We start from the raw sequence: 18,891 nt of genomic DNA, 5'->3' as shown, positions 1-18,891 counted from the left end.
GTCCGGAGTGCCGCTCCGCACGAAGGCCGAATCATGGTCGAATAGGAGGCTCAAGTGCCCCGTGAAGTTCGGGATGTCGTCTTTGTCGACGGTGTCCGTACCCCGTTCGGCAAGGCGGGTGGCATGTACGCCAACACCCGCGCCGACGACCTGGTGATCCGCTGCATCCGTGAACTGCTGCGTCGCAACCCGCAGCTGCCCCCGGAGCGGGTCGAGGAGGTCGCCATCGCGGCCACCACCCAGATCGGCGACCAGGGCCTCACCATCGGCCGTACCGCCGCCCTGCTGGCCGGTCTGCCCAAGACCGTTCCCGGCTTCGCCATCGACCGGATGTGCGCGGGCGCCATGACCGCGGTGACCACCGTGGCCAGCGGCATCGCCATGGGCGCGTACGACGTCGCCATCGCCGGCGGCGTCGAGCACATGGGGCACCACCCGATGGGCGAGGGCGTCGACCCCAACCCGCGCATCATCGCGGAGAAGCTCGTCGACCCGTCGGCGCTGGTCATGGGTGCCACCGCGGAGAACCTGCACGACCTGGTCCCGCACATCACCAAGGCGCGCACCGACGCGTTCGCGCTCGCCTCGCAGCAGAAGACCGCGAAGGCGTACGCCAACGGCAAGCTCCAGGACGACCTGGTGCCGATGTCGATCCGCGACGCGGAGGGCGGCTGGGGCCTGGCGACCGTGGACGAGGCTCCACGGGACACCTCGCTTGCGAAGCTCGCCACCCTGAAGACCCCGTTCCGCCCGCACGGCAAGGTCACCGCGGGCAACGCGGCCGGCCTGAACGACGGCGCCACCGCGAGCCTGCTCGCCGACGAGGCCACCGCCCGCGAGCTGGGCCTGCCGGTCGCCATGCGGCTGGTGTCGTTCGGTTTCGTCGGCGTGGAGCCGGAGGTGATGGGCGTCGGCCCGATCCCGTCGACGGAGAAGGCGCTGCGCCTCGCCGGGCTCAGCATCGACGACATCGGCCTGTTCGAGCTGAACGAGGCGTTCGCCGTGCAGGTGCTCGCCTTCCTCGACCACTTCGGCATCGCCGACGACGACGCGCGGGTCAACCCGTGGGGCGGTGCGATCGCCATCGGCCATCCCCTCGCCTCGTCGGGCGTACGGCTGATGACGCAGCTGGCCCGCCAGTTCGCCGAGCACCCCGAGGTCCGCTACGGCGTGACCGCGATGTGCATCGGCATCGGCATGGGCGGCACGGTCATCTGGGAGAACCCACACTGGGAGGGTGGCAACAAGTGAGCGCACTGGCCGCACCGAACGAGGTCGTCACCCGCGCGCTGCTGCGCCAGGTGAACGTACCGGGGCTGGACCGACCCGCCGCCCTGATCACCCTGGACAACGGGCTCGACCACACCAAGCCGAACACCTTCGGTCCGGGTGGACTGGCCAGCCTGGACGAGGCGATCACCGCCGCGCTCGCCGCCGACCCGGCGTTCGTCGCGGTCACCGGCAAGCCGTACATCTTCTGCGTGGGCGCGGACATCGTCGGCCTGCCGCAGCTCGCCGACCGCGCGCAGGCGCTGGAGATCGGGCGGCTCGGTCACCGGGTCTTCGCCCGGCTCAGGGACAGCACGGTCCCCACGTTCGCGTTCGTCAACGGCGCGGCGATGGGCGGCGGCCTGGAGCTGGCGCTGCACTGCCACTACCGGACGCTCTCCGGTGGCGCGGCGGCCCTGGCGCTGCCCGAGGTCTCCCTCGGTCTGGTGCCCGGCTGGGGCGGCACCCAACTGCTGCCGAACCTGATCGGCATCCCCGCCGCGACCCAGGTGATCATCCAGAACCCGCTCATGCAGAACAAGATGCTCAAGCCGAAGCAGGCCGCCGAGCTGGGCATCGCGGACATCCTGCTGGAGCCGGCCGACTTCCTGGAGCGTTCCCTGGAGTGGGCCGCCGACGTGGTGCGCGGTCGGGTGACAGTCACCCGTCCCGAGGTCGACAAGGACATGTGGGCGGGCGTGCTCTACTTCGCCCGGGAGACGCTGAACCAGCGGCTGCACGGCGCGGTCCCGGCCGCGTACAAGGCCCTCGACCTGTTGGAGACGGCCAAGGACGGCGACTTCGCCGCCGGCACCGCCGCCGAGGACGAGGCCCTCGCGGACCTGGTCTTCTCCGAGGAGCTGCGCAGCGGCCTGTACGCGTTCGACCTGGTGCAGCGGCGGGCCAAGCGACCGGCCGGCGCACCGGACAAGGGTCTGGCCCGCACGATCACAAAGGTCGGCATCGTCGGCGCCGGCCTGATGGCCAGCCAGTTGGCGCTGCTGTTCGCCCGCCGCCTCCAGGTGCCGGTCGTGATGAGCGACCTGGACCAGTCCCGGGTGGACAAGGGCGTCGGCTACGTGCACACCCAGATCGAGAAGGCCGTCATCAAGGGCCGGATGGACAAGGGCACCGCCGCCAAGCTGTACGGCCTGGTCAGCGGCACTGTCGACAAGGGCGCCTTCGCCGACGCCGACTTCGTCATCGAGGCGGTCTTCGAGGACCTGGGCGTCAAGAAGCAGGTCTGGGCCGAGTTGGAGAAGATCGTCTCTCCGGAGGCGGTGCTCGCCACCAACACCAGCTCACTGTCGATCACCGAGATGGCCGCCGACCTGGAGCACCCGGAGCGGGTGGTCGGCTTCCACTTCTTCAACCCGGTGGCGGTGCTGCCGCTGCTGGAGATCGTCCGGGGTGAACGCACCGACGACGTCACCCTGGCCACCGCGTTCGCGGTCGGCAAGCAGCTCAAGAAGTCGAGCGTGCTGGTCTCCGACGCCCCGGCGTTCGTGGTGAACCGGCTGCTCACCCGTTTCCTGGGCACCGTTTTCGCCGCCGTGGACGCCGGCACGCCGCTGGACGTGGCGAACAGCGCACTGGACCCGCTGGGCCTGCCGATGCGCCCGCTCGCCCTGCTCCAGTTGGTCGGGCCGGCCGTCGCGTACCACGTGGGCGGCACGCTGCACGCCGCATACCCGGACCGGTACGGCGTCAGCGAGAACCTCAAGCGGATCGCCGACTCGGGTCAGCCGATCGTGGTCGACGACCAGGTAAACGACGAGGTGGCCAAGCTGCTCGTCGTCGGTGACCGGCCGCTGACCGCCGAGCAGGTACGCCAGAACGCGCTCGACGCGCTCGCGCAGGAGATCCGGCTGATGCTGGACGAGGGCGTGGTCGCCGAGGCGCAGGACATCGACCTGTGCATGATCCTGGGCGCCGGGTGGCCGTTCCACCTGGGCGGCGTCACCCCGTACCTGGACCGGACCGGCACCTCCGAGCGGGTCACCGGTCAGCGGTTCCTGCCGCGCGGGGCGGCGAGCCTGCCCGCCTAACGAGATCGCAGCGCCACCGTCGCGGTGGTCGGACCGTCCCCCGTGGACGGCCGGCCACCGCGACCGTTTGTGATCACTCCGGCCGTGCGGAGGACCGACGCGGGGCATCACCGGTAGCCACACCGGGTTAGGATCACGCGCTTTGCACCCCTGACTTGGAGCTAACTGATGTCTCAGCCGCCGGCCAGCCCGTACGGCCCGCCGCACGATTCCCCCAACCCGCCGCAGCAGCCGGGCCAGCCCGGCCAGCCCCAGCAGCCCGGCCAGCCGCAGCAGCCCGGCCAGCCGCAGCAGCTGGGCCAGCCGCAGCAGCCCGGCGCGTGGCCGCCGCCGCAGCAGCAGGGGTTCCCGCCCGCGCAGCCGGGTCAGCCGTACCTGCCCGCCGGCCCGCCCCCGGCGAAGAAGTCGAACGTCGGCAAGATCGTGCTGATCGTGCTGGCGGTGCTGCTCGTGCTCTGCCTCGGCGGGGTGGCGATCGCCTGGTTCACCCTCAAGGACGACGTCGGCGACGTCGTCGACGCCGCCAACACCCGGGTGGTCGCGCCGGCGACCCTCGCCGGCCGGCCGAAGCTCAACGACCCGCAGCTCCAGTCGGCCGCCGACCAGATGGTCACCGAGATGAAGGCCGAGGTGCAGAACGAGACCAGCACGATCGGGGCGTTCTACGGCGACCCGGCCAAGCAGGATCTCATCATGGTCACGGCGGTGTCCGGCGTGATGGCCGACCCGAAGAAGGAGCTGGACGAGGCCGTCACCGGGCTCGCCAGCGAGCTGGCGGTGACAAACATGGCGGTGGTCGAGGCGGGCCCGCTGGGCGGCGACGCGAAGTGCGGTGACGGCAAGACCGAGGGCGTGCCACTCGGCGTCTGCGTCTGGGCCGACCGGGGCAGCGTGGGCATGGTGGTGATCTACTTCAAGACCGCCAAGCAGGTGGAGGCCGAGTTCGCCACCATCCGGGGTCAGATCGAGCAGCGTTCCTGAGCCGTACGACGACCGGGGCCCCGGCCACCTCAGGGTGGCCGGGGCCCCGTGCCGTACCCGACCGGACCGCTCAGGCTCCGGCCACCGGGAAGTACGCGTTCAGCTTGCTCCGCAGGTGAGCCGCGTAGATGAAGCCGAGCACCGGGTTGCCACGGAAGGCGCTGACCGTGCCGCTGCCGGCCTGCACCGCCACCGGTCGGGACAGCGCGGCGAACTTCACCTGCTGACCCCCCTGCGCCCACGCCGAGGCCGCCGGCTCGACCTGGGTGCCGACCAGGGCGGGGAACACCGCCACGCCGTTCTGAAAGCCGCGCAGCTGCCCCTTGCGGGCCAACACGTAGTCCATCGCCGTGGCGGTGAACCCCTGCAGGGCGTCCGCCGTGACGACAGTCGTCGGCGCGGCCACCGTGAACAGGTGCAGCTTTGTCGCCATCCACCGCATCCGGAAATCACCCCGGTGACCGATCAGCACCGGTACGCCGCCCCAGTCCTCGGTGCGCACCTCGCAGCCGTCGGCCCGAAGCCGCTCGCCGGTCGCGGTGAGGTACGCCCGCACCGGCTCGGTAGCTGCCTTGTCCATCCGCCCACGTCCTTCGCTGGCTCGCTGTGGCCGCTCATCTAACACCACAGCCGCCTGCCCCGCCGCCCCTGTCGATCATGGACAAATACTGTGCCCTTGCGCTAAGTGTCGCCTCCCGCGATACTTAGCCAGATGGCACAGTATTCGGCGCAGCTCGACGGCGTGTTCGTCGCCCTCGCTGACCCGACCCGGCGCTGGGTCATCCGACGCCTCGGCCACGGTCCGACGAGCGTCGGCGATCTCGCCCGCGAGCTTCCGATGACCCTTCCCTCGTTCATGAAGCACGTGCAGACGCTCGAGTCGAACGGACTGATCCACACGACCAAGTCCGGCCGGGTACGCACCTGCGTGCTCAACCGCGAGCGCCTCGCCGTCGTTGACGACTGGCTCGCGGAGCAGCGCCGGATCTGGGAAGAGCGCACGGACCGCCTGGAACGCCTCGTCACCGATCAGCAGGAGAACCCGCAATGAATCCCGACCTGGACCTGACCATGGCGCGAGTCATCCGCGCCCCTCGCGCCGCCGTGTGGAGCGCCTGGACCGAGCCGTCCCGCTTCGAGAGGTGGTGGATACCGGCGCCGGCCCTGTGCCGCGTCGATCGCCTGGACGTCCGACCCGGTGGCGCACTCGTGACCCGACTGAGCGACGACGGGGTGGAGTTCGTCCCACACCTCGACGCGTGCTTCCTCGTCGTCGACGATCATGAGCGGATCGTGTTCACGAACGTCATCGACAGCGCCTGGCGGCCCGCGAGCCCCAGCCCGGTCCCGATGACCGCGGAGATCACCTTGAAGGATCACCCGGACGGCACGGACTACCGGATCATCGTCCGCCACGGTGATCCCGCCGCTCGTGACCTGCACGAGAAGATCGGCTTCGCGGACGGCTGGGGTTCGGCGACCGCACAACTCGCCGGGGTCGCCGAGAGCCAGGGTGCGCCGTGAAAATCACTCTCACCGAGTTCGTCACCCTCGACGGGGTCAGCCAGGGTCCTGGCTCGTCGACCGAGGACACGAGCGGCGGCTTCACCCAGGGCGGCTGGCTCGTGCCCTACCTGGACAAGCAGTTCGTCGGGCGCACCTCTGAATGGCTGGGTCTCGCCGACGGTCTGCTACTCGGGCGGCGAACCTACGAGGCGTTCGCTCGCGACTGGCCACAGATCACCGACCCGGACGATCCGTACACCGAACGGATGAACTCACTACCGAAGTACGTGGTGACCAACACGCTGGCGGAGGGTGCTTGGCACCCTACGACGGTGCTTCGCGGCGACCCGATCCACAACGTCGGGAACCTCAAGTCGCAGCCAGGACGGGAACTTCAGGTCCACGGCAGTGCGCGACTTGGCAAGGCCCTGTTGTCGGCTGGCCTCGTCGACACACTCCGACTCATCGTCGCTCCCACAGTGGTCGGTTCCGGGCGGCGGCTGCTCGACCACCCGAGCGCACCCGTCGGCCTTCAGCTCGTCCACCACGAAGTGACGGCGAACGGCCTGCTCCTGCTCGAGTACGAGCAAGTCGGCGTCGCTCCCTTGGCGGAGTACGAAGGCGTCACAGCATTCGTATAGTGCCCGGCGACGTGATGCCGAGGCCCCGACCATCCGAAGGTGGCCGGGGCCTCGTGCCCGGTGCCGGCGGTCAGGCCGGTTCGTGGCCCTGCGCCGCGGCCCGCGCCGCCGCTGCCGCCGCTCGCTCGGCGGCGTTGCCGAGCACGCAGAACTCGTTGCCCTCCGGGTCGGCGAGCACCACCCAACCGCCGCCGGTCGGGCCGACGTGATCGGCGACAAGCGTCGCGCCGATGCCGATCAGCCGCTCGACCTCCTCGGCCCGGGTGCGGTCGGCGGGTTGCAGGTCCAGGTGCAGTCGGTTCTTCACCGCCTTGCCCTCGGGCACGGCGAGGAAGAGCACCTCCGGGCCGCCCGGCGGCAGGAGCATCGCCTCCGGGTCGCCCGGGAAGTCGTCGGGGTGCCGGGGGCAGTCGAAGACCTGCGCCCAGAAGCCGGCCAGGGCGTACGTGTCGTGACAGTCGATGCTGATGTTGTGGATCGTCGAACTCACAGCTGGTCCTTTACGGTGGTGGTGGCGAGACGTTCCCCAGCGCTGCGGACCACGCAGAACTCGTTCCCCTCCGGGTCGGCGAGCACCGCCCAGCCCGTCCCGTCGGCGTTGCGACGGTCGGTGACACGTGTGGCGCCGAGGCCGAGCACCCGTTCGACCTCCTCATCTCTGGTCCGGTCGACAGGTTCCAGGCAGATGTGGAGCCGGTTCTTCGTCACCTTCTCCTCCGGCACCTCTTGGAAGAACAGGTTCGGGGTGGCGTCGTCCGACGGCAGCAGGGCCGCCTCCGGGTCACCCGGGGCGTCCTCGGAGTGTCGGGCGTACCCGAGCACGGCGGCCCAGAAGCCAGCCAGGGCGTACGTGTCATGGCAGTCAAAACTGATGTTGCGGATCCGTGGATACACGGGTGTTCCCTCCGAACGGGATGGGACGCTCCGCTGCCCGGGGTCAGCCGGCAGAAACCCGGGGTGCGGAGCCCTGACGTGTGGACATCGACGCACCCCCTTCCGCTCTCGAGCTGACCTGGGTGATCTTCCCAGTGGGCGTGCCCTGCGCGCAACCCCGTTCAGCCGGGAATGACCACCGCGCCGTTCACCGCCGGGGCGTCCGCCGAGGGCAGGGTGACAGTTACCTCCAGGCCACCGCCGGGCTGCGCGATGACGCGTACCGTGCCGCCGTGCGCCGTGCAGACCGCGCGGACGATGGACAGGCCGAGGCCGGACCCCCGGGCCCCGGTGCGTTCCCGGCCGCCACGCCGGAACGGCTCGAACAGCCCCGGCACGTCGGCCTGGTCCACCTCGAACCCGGTGTTGCCCACGACCAGCCAGGACCGCTCGCCGTCGGTGCCGGTACGCACCCAGAGCCGGCCGTGCAGGTGGTTGTAGCGAACCGCGTTCTCGATGAGGTTGCCGGCCAACCGGTCCAGCAGCCCCGGGTCACCGACGACGGGCGCGGACTCCAACGACGTCTGCACCCGCAGGCCGATCCGCTCCACCTCGCGGCGCATCGCCGACAACGCGTTCGCGGTGCCCGCCGAGAGGTCGCACTCGGTGCGCCGGCCCAGCTGCCGCCCGGCCTGCGCCTCGCTGCGGGCCAGCACCAGCAGCGCGTCCACCAGGCCGTTGGCCCGCTCGGACGCGTCCCGGACCACTGTCGCCATCCGGCGGTACTCCGCGGCATCCGCGTCGTCGTCACTGAGCGTCACGTCGATCTCGGTCCGCATCACGGCCAACGGAGTACGCAGCTCGTGCGAGGCGTTCGCCACGAAGCGTTTCTGCGCCTCGAACGCGGACGCGATCCGGTCCAGCATGGCGTCGAACGTCTTCGCCAGCTCGGCCACCTCGTCGTCGGCGCCCGAGTAGCCGATCCGCTGGTCCAGGGTGGCCTCGCCGAGTCGCTGCGCGGTGGCGGTGACCTGGTGCAGGGGGCGCAGCGCCCGGCCCGCCACCGCGTACGCGCCGGCGACCCCGACCACGCTTATCGCCAACAGCGCGACCAGGCCCTTGGCCAGCAGCTCCCCGGACGCGGCGTCGACCAGGCGCCGCTGCCACTCGGCGGCATCCATCCGCCCGCCGTCGGAGAGCAGCACTGTCGTGCCGGGCAGCAGCTCGTCGGTGGGGCGCAGCGCGTCGCGGACCAGCAGCCAGGCCAGCAGCACCAGGATCGCCCCCGCGCCGACCAGCAGCACCCCGTTGAGCAGCGTCAGCCGCAACCGCAGGGTCGGCCGCACCCGGCGGCTCACGCGCCCACCTCGGCCGTGCGGTAACCCGCGCCCACAACTGTCTCGATGAGCGGCGGGTCACCGAGCTTCTTGCGCAGCGTCATCACCGTGACGCGGACGATCGTGGTGAACGGGTCGGTGTTGGCGTCCCAGACCCGTTCCAGCAGCTCCTCACTGGAGACCACCGCGCCACGCGCCTTGAGCAGCTCGCTGAGCACCCCGAACTCCTTGTTGGTCAGGTCGACCGGCACCCCGGCGCGGGTGGCCACCCGGCGGGCCGGGTCGAGCACCAGGTCGGCCAGTTCGAGCACCGGCGGCGCGGCCGGGGTGGCCCGCCGGCCCAGCGCCTGCACGCGGGCGACCAGCTCGTCGAAGGCGAACGGTTTGGACAGGTAGTCGTCCGCGCCGAGCTGCAGCCCCTCCACCCGGTCGGCCACCGTGACGCTCGCGGTGAGCATCAGCACCCGGGTCAGCGCGCCGGAGGCGGCCAGGTCGGCGCAGATCTGGTCACCGTGCACGCCGGGCAGGTCGCGGTCCAGCACCACCACGTCGTACCGGGTGACGAACGCCGCCTCGTGGCCGGCGTCGCCGTCGTACGCCACGTCGACAGCCATCCCCCGCTTGCGCAACCCGCGCGCGATCGCGTCGGCGAGGTTGCGCTCGTCCTCCACCACCAGTACCCGCATCCCGGCCTCCTCGCTGCTGACCACCGACAACCTAGTGCCAGCCGGCAACAATCCTCCCTCGCCGCCCGCCCAGGCCGACCGGTGGTCAGTCGCGCACCTGCCAGATCTGGTACGAGCCGCCGGAGCCGGCGCACAGCACGTGGCCCGTGATCGCCTGGCACGTGCCGGTGGCCTTCGGCAGCACGTCCACGACGCGCGTCCGGCCGGCGTGGACGTCCAACTCCCCGACCAGTACCCCGCCGTCCGGATGCGCGCGGACGCCGACCAGACGGCCGCGGGTGTCGAGCTGGTACAGCTCCCACCGGCCCAGGTCGGCCAGCTCCTGGCCGGTCCACGCGTCGATGACGAAGAACTGCCCGGCCGGATCGCTGCTGCGCACGCTGGCCATCAGCCGGCCGCCGGACGGCCAGGCCCACGACCAGCGGTCGCTGCGCCAGCGCACCTCGCCGGTCGCGGAATCGACAGCCCACAGCCCCGCGGAGCGGGTTTGCAGGCACAGGACGCTGCCGCAGTCCTGGACGATGTCGACCTCGCCTACCGTGGTGCTCCAGCGCCGGTCCAGCCGGTCCAGCCCGTACGCGGTGATGGTCTTCGATTCGCCACCGACGGTCAGCACCAGGTCGCCCACCACCTGCACGTACGTCAGTGGCCCGCCACCGGGTGGGCGCAGGTCGGCGCGGACCAGCACCGCGCCGGTCCGCGCGTCGCGTACCTCGACCGGCCCGCCCACGTCGGTGAGCAGCAGCCGCTCCGCCTTCTCGCCGACGGTCTGCGCGTTCACGCCGACGGTGGGGGCGGTCAGCTGCCAGCGCACCGTGCCACAGCAGGGATCGACCGACCGCAGGCGGACCGGCTCCTCCTCGCCGTTGGACTGCAGCAGCAGGTTGCCGTCGGCCATCTCGACGGGGCTATCGGGCTGCTGCCAGCGGTACGCCCCGGTCGCGCGGTCCAGCGCCACGGTGAGGCTGACCCGAGGGTCCGCGCCGATCTCGTGACCGGTGACCAACAGCATTCCGCTCTTCGGCAGGATTCCCCAGTAGCGGGCCTGCCCGGGCAGCGGCACGTCCCAGACCGGCTCGCCGTCGGACAGCCGGAAGGCGGCGAGCCGCCACTGCGGCGCCTGGGTGGTGACCGGGTTGATCACCAGGACCAGGTCGTCGTCGACAAGCACGTCCGCACCGGCCTGGGCGGGCACCGTCACCACGGCCCGCCTCGGCGGCAGCGCTCCGGCGGCGGCGAGAGTGGCCAGCACGAGCAGCAGGACCAGCGCGCAGCGCAACGGCCGGCCGTTGGCGCGGGGTGGGCGGGGCGACGGCTCCGGCTCCGGCCCGTGCCGCACCTCGCCGAGGTCGATCACCGAGCCGCTCACCGGGGCACCCGGAACAGCCGGTACGAGCCGTCCACAAGCTGGCAGGGCAGGAGGAAGCCGACGATCGACTGGCAGTTCCCGGTGACGTCCGGGAGCACGTCCAGCACACGCGTCTTCCCGGCGCGGACGTCCAACTCCGCGACGACCACGCCGCCGTCCGGGTGCAGACGTACGCCGACCAGCGGGCCGTCGGGACCGCCCTGGGCCAGCTCCCACCGGCCCAGTTCGGCCAGTTCCCGGCCGGTCATCGGATCGAGCACGACGAGCGGCTGCGGAGGGACGACCACGGGCCTCGCCGCGGTGGACACCAGCCGTCCCTCAAGCGGGATCATCCACGCCCAGCGGTCGCTGCTCCACCGCACCTGGCCGGTCGCGGGATCGAGCCCCCACAGCTCGGCGCCGTTTCGCCGCGCACAGACGACGGGACCGCAGTCGTCGATGAAGTCGATCGGATCGGTCATGGTGGTGCTCCAGCGCCGGTCCAGCCGGTCCAGCCCGTAGGCGGTGATCGTGGCCGGCGCCCGTTGGCTGGCCAGCAGGAGGCCGTTCACCACCTGCACCGACTCGTACGACCCACCCTCGGGTGGGCGCAGGTCGGCCCGGGCCAGCGCCACGCCGGTGATCGCGTCACGCACCTCGGTCAACCCCTTCCCCCGGTGGAGCACCAGCCGGTCCACCCCCCGGGCGTCGTGCCGGAAGCTGACGTACTCGGCGGCGTCGGCCAACTGCCAGCGCACGGCGCCGCAGCAGGCATCGACCGCGCGCAGGCTGACCGGCTCTTCGTCGGCCCCGGACTGCAGCAACACGGTGCCGTCGGCCAGCACTGTGGGGTGGCCCGGCTGCTGCCAGCGGTACGCCCCGGTGCCCCGGTCGAACGCCAGGGACAGGACGCTCGGCTCGGGTGGCAGCACCTCGTGGACCGTGACCATCAGGGTGTCGCCCGCCGCCGTGATCTCCCAGTTCCGGCCCTGCACCGGCACCGCGGTCTGCCAGAGCGATCCGCCGTCGGGTAGCCGGAAGGCGCTCATCCGCCGCCGCGTCGGCTGCTCCGGGTCCGGGTCGAGGACCACGAACAGGTCGGCGGTGAACAGCGTCTCGGCGGCGACCTGCGCCGGCAACGTCACAGTGGCGGGCCGAGGCGGCGGCACGGCGGCGGAGACGAGCGTCGCCAGCACGAGCAGCAGGACCAGCGCGCAGCGCAACTGCCGACCGACCGCGCGGGGTGGGCGGGGCAGCGGCACCGGATCCGGGCCGTGCCGGAGCTCACCGAGGTCGATCACCGGGCCGGTCATCGTGCCAGCCGCCACAGCGTGGCCGAGCCGTCGAGACGCTGGCAGAGCAGGAGCGGCAGGGACGCCTGGCAACTGCCGGCGACGTCCGGCAGCATGTCGAGGACTCTGGCCCGGCCGGCTGCCAGGTCCAGTTCGGCGACGACCATCCGGCCGTCGTCGCCGCGCCGCAGCCCGACCAGCGGATCGGTCGGGCGGAGCACCGGCACCAGGTCCCACTCGCCCAACTCGGTCCACCGTCGCCCGGTCGCCGCGTCGCGCACCGCGAACCGCTGGCCGGACCCGGACATCAGCAGCCGGTCGCCGCGCACGTCGATCAGCAGTTCCTCGCCCGAGTCCGACCAGCGCACCGCGCCGGTGGCCGGATCGAGGACCCAGAGGCTGCCGCGCTGGTGCGACACGCAGAGCAGGTCGGCGCAACCCGCCACGTAGGACACCTGGGACATCCTGGCCGTCCACCGCGGCTTCAGGTCGGTCAGCCCGTAGGCCACCACCGGGGCGTCCTCGGCGGGGAGGAGCAGCAGCAGATCGTCGACGACCTGCGCCTGCTGCACCGCCTTCCGGCCGCCCGGCAGTGTGTCCAGGCTGCGCAGCAGGCGGCCGGTGACGGCGTCGTGCACCTGCACCTCGCCGGTCGGCTGCACCAGCACGAACATGTCGATCCGACCGTCGGTCAGGTGCAAGCCGGGGCCCGCCGGCGACAGCAGCGGCACCGACCAGAGCACCCGGCCGGTGTCGGGCTCGACGCGGCTCATCCCGTCCGCACCGCTCTGGCGGGAGTCGGTCAACAGCAGCCCTCCGCCGGCGATCGGCACCGGTGTCCCCGGATGCCGCCATCGCTGCTGGCCCGTCTCGGCGTCGAAGGCGGTGGTCTCGAGCACCCCGTTCCCGGGTTCGGCACCCACGGCCAGCACCAGCCCCTGCTCGACCCGGACGCCGAGGTAGCTGTCGGGGTGGGGCAGCGGTGCCTGCCACCGCCGCCGCATAGCGGCGCCGTTCGGCGCCGGCTGGGCGTACGCGGTCAGGTAGCGGTCCTTGTCCGGTGCCGGCGGGTCGAAGACGAAGACGCTGTCCTCGGCGAGGAAGGCACTGGAGGCCGCCGATGCCGGCACCATGCTCACCGTCCGTCGCGGCAGCGGTGTCGCGCCGGCCAGCAGCACCAGGGCGAGCAGCAGCACGGCGGCGCCGCGCATCGGCCGACCAACGGCGCGCGGGGCGCGGACCCGAGGCGCCGACGCGGGCTCGTCCCGGATCTCGCCCAACTCGATGATCGACACCGACCGTCCTTCCGTGACCGCGTCCCGCTGGCCGGCGCGGTGATGTCCGGCAAACCGACCGTGAGCGCACCGGCCCGGCAAAAGCGACGGGCCCGCGCCTGTACGATGGCGCGTCGTGGCTGTGCCGGTGGTAGACCCTTCGCTGAATCCCGTTACCGACGCCGACCCGGCCGAGGTCGAGCCGACACGGCGGCCTCGACGCCGCCCGGCCCGAGCCGACCTGTTGGCCCTCGGAGCCTATGTGCTGCTCGGCATCTTCGTCTGCCTCAACTACTGGGGTGACGTCACCAGCCGGGTGTCCTCGCACCTGCCCACCGACCACAGCTGGTTCGAGTGGTTGTTCGCGCACGGCGCCTACTCGGTGCGGCACCTGGAGAACCCGCTCTTCACGGCCCGGCAGAACGCCCCGGACGGGGTGAACATGATCGCCAACACCTCGCTGCTCGGGGTGACCCTGCCGCTGGCCCCGCTGACCATGCTGCTCGGCCCCCAGGTGATGTACGCGCTCTATCTGGGTGCGGCGCTGGCGGCCACCGCCGGCACCGGGTACTGGATGCTCTCCCGCCACCTGGTGCGCTCCCGCGCGGCGGCCTTCGTCGGCGGCGCGTTCCTCGGCTTCGCGCCGGGGATCATCCACCACGCCAACGGTCAGCCCAACTTCGTGTCCAACTTCCTGCTGCCGCTGATCGTGGTGCGGGTGCTGCGCCTCGGTGAGGCGGGCCGGTGGCGGCGCAACGGGCTGGTGCTCGGCGCGCTGGTGACGTACCAGATCTTCATCAACGAGGAGATGCTGCTGCTCACGGCACTGGCCTGCCTGGTGGTCGTGCTGGCGTACGCCGCGCAGCGACCGCGGGCCGCCTGGGCCGCGGCTCGCACGTTCCTGGCCGGGCTGGGCGTCGCCGCCGGGCTGACGCTTGTGCTCGCGGCGTACCCGATCTGGTACCAGTTCAACGGCCCGCAGTCCTACCGGGGCCTACAGGGCGGGGTCTTCCACAACTGGGGCGAGGACCTGATGGCCTTCGTCACCTTCGCCCGCGACACCTGGGCCGGAGATCCGGCAGTGGAGACGACGATCGGGTTGACCGAGCAGAACACCTGGTTCGGCTGGCCGTTGGTGCTGCTCTCGATCGTGTCGCTGGTGCTGCTCGTGCGCCGGTCGCTCGTCACCCGGATCGTCGCGGTGCTGATCGTGGTGTTCACCGTGGCCGCGATCGGGCCGATGGTGCGCTTCGACGGTGTCGAGACCGCGGTGCGCGGCCCGTGGTCGTACGTGCCGGACGACCTGCCGCTGGTCGAGATGATGATGCCGACCCGGCTGACGCTCGTGGTCGCCGCCGCGGTGGGCGTACTACTCGCGTTGACCTGGGACGTCGCGCACCGCCAGGGGCGCGCGGTGGCCGAGCCCGCGCGGGTGCCGGCCCAGCGCGTCGACGAGCCGACCCCGGCGACGTCCGACGACCCGGGCGCATCCGCGCCGGTCGCGGCGCGCCGTCGGTGGCTGCGCCCGGTGGGGTACGCGGCGGTCACCCTCGCCGTGCTGCCGCTCTTCCCCCGCCCGCTGCCCGCCCAGCAGATCGACCCGCCACCGCACTTCATCACCGCGGGCGGTTGGCGACCGTACGTGCCGGCGGGCCGGACCCTGGTGCCGGTGCCGATCCCGAGCAACGTGCACGGCCTGCCGACCCTGCGCTGGAGTGCGCTGACCGGGCAGGAGTTCCCCGTGCCCGGCGGCTACTTCATCGGCCCGAACGAGCTGGGTGAGGGGGTCTTCGGCGCGCCGAACCGGCCCACCAGCAGCCTCATCTACTCGACCATGGACAAGGACGCGGTCCCGGCGCTCACCGACGAGAACCGCCGCCAGGCCGTCGAGGACCTGCGGTTCTGGCGGGCGTCGGTGGTGGTGCTCGGGGCGCACCCGCGCGAGACGGTGCTGCGCGAGCTGGTCACCGGCCTGATCGGGCCGCCGCAGCGGGTCGACGACGTGTGGGTCTGGGACGTCCGGGCCCTGGTGGGTTGATCGGTCGAGCAGGCCCCCGAGCCAGGGCGTGCTGGCCGCCACCGGGGGCGACGTCGTCCCCGGTGGCTGTCAGACCGAACGGTCGGTGAGCGCTCGCACGTCCCACACCCAGACGTCCAGCTCCTGACGGCCCGGACCGACCAGCTCCTCGACCGTCCGTCGCAGCGGCTCGGCGTTCTGCTGCCGCAGCGGCAGCACCAGGATCGCCGCCCGCCAGTGCCGCAGCTCGTCGGCGAACCGACGGCGCTGCCGGTCGTCCAGCTTCGGCATCCGACCGGTCGTCGCCACCTCCTCCAGCATCTGGCCCACCCCGCTGGGTCGGCCGCCGAACCGGCCGGCGTCACCGGTGTTGCCGTTGCGGGGGGCGAGGAAGTAACCGCCGGGGATCTTGAAGTCGAGGTTTGTGGCCGCCGCCCAGCGCATGCCGTGCGTGTTGCCCATGCTGGGCACCGGGATCGGCACCAGCGTCTGGTCCGGCCCGACGTACGCCCGCCAACGGTCGGCGGTGATGAAGTCCGGCACCGGCGGCCGGGAGACCATCCGCAGCGGCATCGGGGCGATCGGCAGCAGGGCGAACGCCAGGCCCGCCGCGGTGAGCGTCCGCACGGCACGCCGCTCGGCAGGACGCAACGCCCAGGCCCGTTCGACGGCGAGCGCGAGCAGCAGGCCGACCACCACGCTGGTGATCAGACCGAACCGGGTCGGCACCACCGCGTCCAGCAGCGGCAGGTGGACGAGCATCTGCCACGGCCCGGTGACCAGCTCCCGATCCCACCACGAGACGCGCTCGCCGAGTGAGAGCACGGCGAAGAGCAGGCCCGTCGCCGCGAGCGCCCGGACGATCAGCTCCCGGCGCAGCCAGACCACGATGCCGATGGCGATCAGCGACAGGCTCCAGCCGAAGAAGGCGTTCTCCTCGGAGTAGTTCGGCGCGAGATTGATGTTGGCGCGCTGGTTGCCGCCGAGGGTGGGCGAGCCCGGGGCGAAGAAGGCGGCGATGTCGTTGCCGTAGTCCTTCACCGCGTCGCTGAGCCCGTGGTAGGCCATCGGCCCGGCGAACTGCACGTACAGGGGGTACGCCAGCAGCGCCCCGGCCAGCAACGCGCAGGTCACCACACCAGCGCCCAGGGGCCGCCACGCGGCCCGCCATCGGGCGGGCTCCTGCACGAGCACCGCCAGCAGGAAGACGCCGCACGCCAACGCCGTGAAGAGCAGGATCTCCTCGTTGATGAACGCCTGCGCGGTGACCAGCAGGGCGAGCAGCGCGCCGTCGCGGACCGGCCGGGTAGACCGGGTGAGCACCAGCACCCGCCAGACGATGAACGGCAGCAGGAACTGGCTGATGATGTTCGGGTGCCAACTGGCGTGCGAGAGCATCGCGGGCGAGAACCCGCAGAACCAGCCGCCGGCCGCCGCCGCGAGCGGGGTGCGCACCAGGTGGCGGGAGAGCATGAGGTACCAGGCCATCGCGGTGCCGGCGAGGCCGAGCGTCACCAGCAGCACGAAGGAGACCGCCGGCCCGAACAGCAGCGTCACCGGGACCATCGGGATGCCCAACGCCAGCACGGCCGTGTTGGCCATCAGGTTGACGCCGTCGGGGTAGTTGAACTGCTCGGTGTAGAACGGGTACTCGCCGTGCAGCACCACCCGTACCGAGTGGGCCAGGAAGAACTGCACCTGGGCCGGGTCACCGGTGTAGAGCGAGGCCACCCGGCCGGAGGGGTCGAGCCAGATCCGGATGGTCACCCAGACCGCGGCGAGCAGGAAAAACCCGCCCACCGCCAGGTGCTGCCGCCGCCGCGTCCACCGACGCCACCACGCCCGCGACGGTACGGCCGCCGCGCTCTCCCCGGACTCGTCCGCCACGTCGGCCGGAGCCGGCGCGACGCTCTCTGCCAGAGCGGGCGCAGCCGTCTCAGCCGGAGCGGGCGCAGCGGGAGCGGGGGCGGTGGCCTCGACGGGGGCGGCGAGCGTGGGACCGGTCGTGCGCGGGGCCTCGGCCGGTGCGGTGGAGGTGCTGGTCAGGGCGGCGGGGCCGACGAAGAGGCCGGCCGGAGTGCGATAGCTCACCATCTCGTCGGAGCCGGCTGCCGACTCCGGGTGCGGCGCGGGCAGGGCGCGGGACTCGGCAGGCGTCACAGTCGGCGGAGTCTACCGGAGCAACCAAAACGCACTAAAGGCCCGGTGACGTCCACTGTGGTCGGTCTGGCGACGACCACCTGAGGTCCGGCACCGGACATCTCGTACTATGGCGCTTTCCGACAGCGACGGCGAGGCGATCGGGGGCGGGCCAGGTGACTCCAGGCCGTCGGTACGGCAGAACGCTCGCCGTCCTGCTGAGTGCGCTGCTGGTCACCGCGGCCTGCGGTCCGGTCGCCGATCGGAAGCCGAAGGACCTGCGGGTCGGGTACGACAGCCTGGACGGCACGCTGGCCGTGTGGCCGCCACGCGGTGACCTCTCGGGGGACGCCACGGCGACGGCCGCGGTCACCGACGCGGTTCGTGACTGGCGGTCGCCGTCCGACGACCGTGCGCACCTCCCCACGTCCGGCATCCTCTTCTCCGGTCGGGTCGACGGCGCCCCGATGGCGATCGTGGCCGCCGACGTGCCCGGCGAGAGCGCCTCCTGGCTGCTGCAACTCACCCGCGACGGCGACCGGTACGCGGTGACCCGCGCCTCCGAATACACCGACCCGGGCTACCTCGTCTACTCCGATGTGCTGCCGGTGCAGACCGCCGGCGGCCGGCGCTACCTGCTCTCCGCCCGGGTGCAGACCCTGGTCGGGCCGCAGGATCGGACGTTGACAGTCGCGGACGGCCTCAGCGCGCCTGTCGACGTGCCGGCCTGCACGGCTGTCGCGGTGACCGCGACCCTCCGAACCACCGAGTCGTTGCCCCGCGGGCGGGCCGCCGACCGGCTGCTCGACCTGGGCACCGGCACCGTCGATCCGCGCTATCCCCTGGTCCGGGACGAGTCCGGCACGGGCCGGCGGGCGCTGACCGGCCTGGACACCTGTGTGCTGGCCGGCGACCGGGGTCCGTTCGGCAGCATCCCGCGTCGGATCGGCGACCGGGACGCCCCCCGCTCGGTGCCGACGTCCTGGCCGATGGCGAAACTCACGGTCCGCTCGCTCGGCGAGGTGGCCCTCGGCGGCGGCGCGGCGGCGGAGTTGCAGCAGCTCAGCTGGGATACCGACGCCGGCGCGATGACCGCGGTGATCTACCGACCGGCCGACGGCGGCGCACCCGTCGTCTCGCCCGCGGACCGGGCCACCCCGTTGCAGGCGTACCAACTGCCCGTGCCCGGCCAGCCGCTCGTGGTGCTGAGCTGGCGGGCCACCCGGGACAGCTCCCTGTCCGTCCCTCCGGGCACTCCGCTGCTGGTCGAGCGCCCCGGCCTGGCGGTCATCCCCAGCCCGTCCCGCTCCCAGACCTACAGCCTCGCCAACTCCGACAAAACCCACTACCGCTCAGTAAAACCCCACTAACCCCACCCCACCCCACCCCACCCCACCCCGCCCCGGCCCCACCCCGGCCCCGCCCCGCCCTCGCCGAGGCCCCCGCGATCTTGCACTTTCTGCGGCGACAAACAGTGGCG

17 protein-coding genes are annotated in these 18,891 nt (G+C 72.1%); 8 read left to right on the top strand and 9 right to left on the bottom strand.

All coding sequences use genetic code 11. From position 1 onward, the window contains the following. The first annotated feature begins 54 nt into the window (after window positions 1-54). The 3 genes from ACLQ29_RS18390 to ACLQ29_RS18380 all read left to right on the top strand — a co-directional run bounded on the left by ACLQ29_RS18390 (window position 55) and on the right by ACLQ29_RS18380 (window position 4,298). Complete coding sequence (locus ACLQ29_RS18390) at window positions 55-1,251, top strand: thiolase family protein (protein ID WP_425772734.1); 1,197 nt, start codon at window positions 55-57, stop codon at window positions 1,249-1,251. Further along, a complete protein-coding gene (locus ACLQ29_RS18385; RefSeq protein ID WP_425772733.1) occupies window positions 1,248-3,317 on the top strand; it encodes a 3-hydroxyacyl-CoA dehydrogenase NAD-binding domain-containing protein in 2,070 nt (689 codons plus the stop codon). Before ACLQ29_RS18390 ends, ACLQ29_RS18385 begins: the two co-directional genes overlap by 4 nt. A gap of 168 nt (window positions 3,318-3,485) precedes the next feature. Then, window positions 3,486-4,298: a hypothetical protein gene (locus ACLQ29_RS18380; RefSeq protein ID WP_425772732.1), complete on the top strand. Its 813-nt coding sequence runs from the start codon at window positions 3,486-3,488 to the stop codon at window positions 4,296-4,298. A gap of 70 nt (window positions 4,299-4,368) precedes the next feature. Here ACLQ29_RS18380 and ACLQ29_RS18375 read toward each other — a convergent pair whose 3' ends face one another. Beyond that, window positions 4,369-4,878 carry a levansucrase gene (locus tag ACLQ29_RS18375; RefSeq protein WP_425772731.1) on the bottom strand — a complete coding sequence of 170 codons (510 nt, stop codon included), beginning with the start codon at window positions 4,876-4,878 and terminating at the stop codon, window positions 4,369-4,371. Window positions 4,879-5,010: 132 nt separating this feature from the next. On the opposite strand from ACLQ29_RS18375, the gene ACLQ29_RS18370 reads away from it, so the two are divergent. From ACLQ29_RS18370 to ACLQ29_RS18360, 3 genes are read left to right on the top strand one after another with little or no spacing between them, the layout of a single operon-like run. Continuing rightward, window positions 5,011-5,349 (top strand): ArsR/SmtB family transcription factor, encoded by a 339-nt coding sequence (locus ACLQ29_RS18370; protein ID WP_425772730.1) that lies wholly within the window; start codon window positions 5,011-5,013, stop codon window positions 5,347-5,349. Then, entirely contained in the window at window positions 5,346-5,822 is a 477-nt protein-coding gene (locus tag ACLQ29_RS18365; RefSeq protein ID WP_425772729.1) for an SRPBCC domain-containing protein, read from the top strand. Before ACLQ29_RS18370 ends, ACLQ29_RS18365 begins: the two co-directional genes overlap by 4 nt. Continuing rightward, complete coding sequence (locus tag ACLQ29_RS18360; RefSeq protein WP_425772728.1) at window positions 5,819-6,445, top strand: dihydrofolate reductase family protein; 627 nt, start codon at window positions 5,819-5,821, stop codon at window positions 6,443-6,445. Before ACLQ29_RS18365 ends, ACLQ29_RS18360 begins: the two co-directional genes overlap by 4 nt. Before the next feature lie 70 nt (window positions 6,446-6,515). On the opposite strand, the gene ACLQ29_RS18355 is transcribed toward ACLQ29_RS18360, so the two are convergent. The 7 genes from ACLQ29_RS18355 to ACLQ29_RS18325 form a co-directional block, all read right to left on the bottom strand. After that, a complete protein-coding gene (locus ACLQ29_RS18355) occupies window positions 6,516-6,935 on the bottom strand; it encodes a VOC family protein (protein WP_425772727.1) in 420 nt (139 codons plus the stop codon). After that, the gene (locus tag ACLQ29_RS18350) at window positions 6,932-7,339 is read right to left on the bottom strand and encodes a VOC family protein (protein ID WP_425772726.1); all 408 of its coding nucleotides are present in this window, start codon (window positions 7,337-7,339) and stop codon (window positions 6,932-6,934) included. Before ACLQ29_RS18350 ends, ACLQ29_RS18355 begins: the two co-directional genes overlap by 4 nt. Window positions 7,340-7,500: 161 nt before the next feature. Then, a complete protein-coding gene (locus ACLQ29_RS18345; protein ID WP_425772725.1) occupies window positions 7,501-8,676 on the bottom strand; it encodes a sensor histidine kinase in 1,176 nt (391 codons plus the stop codon). Further along, on the bottom strand, window positions 8,673-9,341 hold the full coding sequence (locus tag ACLQ29_RS18340; RefSeq protein WP_393375004.1) for a response regulator transcription factor: 669 nt from the start codon (window positions 9,339-9,341) through the stop codon (window positions 8,673-8,675). Before ACLQ29_RS18340 ends, ACLQ29_RS18345 begins: the two co-directional genes overlap by 4 nt. Window positions 9,342-9,426: 85 nt before the next feature. Further along, complete coding sequence (locus ACLQ29_RS18335) at window positions 9,427-10,710, bottom strand: PQQ-binding-like beta-propeller repeat protein (RefSeq protein WP_425772724.1); 1,284 nt, start codon at window positions 10,708-10,710, stop codon at window positions 9,427-9,429. Continuing rightward, complete coding sequence (locus ACLQ29_RS18330) at window positions 10,707-12,002, bottom strand: PQQ-binding-like beta-propeller repeat protein (RefSeq protein ID WP_425772723.1); 1,296 nt, start codon at window positions 12,000-12,002, stop codon at window positions 10,707-10,709. Before ACLQ29_RS18330 ends, ACLQ29_RS18335 begins: the two co-directional genes overlap by 4 nt. After that, entirely contained in the window at window positions 11,999-13,276 is a 1,278-nt protein-coding gene (locus tag ACLQ29_RS18325; RefSeq protein ID WP_425772722.1) for a PQQ-binding-like beta-propeller repeat protein, read from the bottom strand. Before ACLQ29_RS18325 ends, ACLQ29_RS18330 begins: the two co-directional genes overlap by 4 nt. Before the next feature lie 115 nt (window positions 13,277-13,391). On the opposite strand from ACLQ29_RS18325, the gene ACLQ29_RS18320 reads away from it, so the two are divergent. Further along, window positions 13,392-15,293 carry a hypothetical protein gene (locus ACLQ29_RS18320; protein WP_425772721.1) on the top strand — a complete coding sequence of 634 codons (1,902 nt, stop codon included), beginning with the start codon at window positions 13,392-13,394 and terminating at the stop codon, window positions 15,291-15,293. Between the two features lie 69 nt (window positions 15,294-15,362). Here the strand turns inward: ACLQ29_RS18320 and ACLQ29_RS18315 are convergent, their stop codons facing one another. Continuing rightward, window positions 15,363-17,432: a hypothetical protein gene (locus tag ACLQ29_RS18315; RefSeq protein WP_425772720.1), complete on the bottom strand. Its 2,070-nt coding sequence runs from the start codon at window positions 17,430-17,432 to the stop codon at window positions 15,363-15,365. Between the two features lie 155 nt (window positions 17,433-17,587). On the opposite strand from ACLQ29_RS18315, the gene ACLQ29_RS18310 reads away from it, so the two are divergent. After that, on the top strand, window positions 17,588-18,781 hold the full coding sequence (locus ACLQ29_RS18310; protein WP_425772719.1) for a hypothetical protein: 1,194 nt from the start codon (window positions 17,588-17,590) through the stop codon (window positions 18,779-18,781). Window positions 18,782-18,891 lie beyond the last annotated feature (110 nt).

Origin of the sequence: Micromonospora sp. DT228, from assembly GCF_049841595.1 — a bacterium.
GTDB lineage: Bacteria > Actinomycetota > Actinomycetes > Mycobacteriales > Micromonosporaceae > Micromonospora.
Note: the sequence above shows the minus strand (reverse complement) of the source record. Positions and strands in the feature narration are given on the sequence as shown.

What these genes read in the sequence shown, in the direction of transcription:
- ACLQ29_RS18330 (WP_425772723.1), bottom strand. Translation starts at nt 12,002, where the DNA reads ATGACCGGCCCGGTGATCGACCTCGGTGAGCTCCGGCACGGCCCGGAT.
- ACLQ29_RS18365 (WP_425772729.1), top strand. Translation starts at nt 5,346, where the DNA reads ATGAATCCCGACCTGGACCTGACCATGGCGCGAGTCATCCGCGCCCCT.
- ACLQ29_RS18380 (WP_425772732.1), top strand. Translation starts at nt 3,486, where the DNA reads ATGTCTCAGCCGCCGGCCAGCCCGTACGGCCCGCCGCACGATTCCCCC.
- ACLQ29_RS18370 (WP_425772730.1), top strand. Translation starts at nt 5,011, where the DNA reads ATGGCACAGTATTCGGCGCAGCTCGACGGCGTGTTCGTCGCCCTCGCT.
- ACLQ29_RS18340 (WP_393375004.1), bottom strand. Translation starts at nt 9,341, where the DNA reads ATGCGGGTACTGGTGGTGGAGGACGAGCGCAACCTCGCCGACGCGATC.
- ACLQ29_RS18375 (WP_425772731.1), bottom strand. Translation starts at nt 4,878, where the DNA reads ATGGACAAGGCAGCTACCGAGCCGGTGCGGGCGTACCTCACCGCGACC.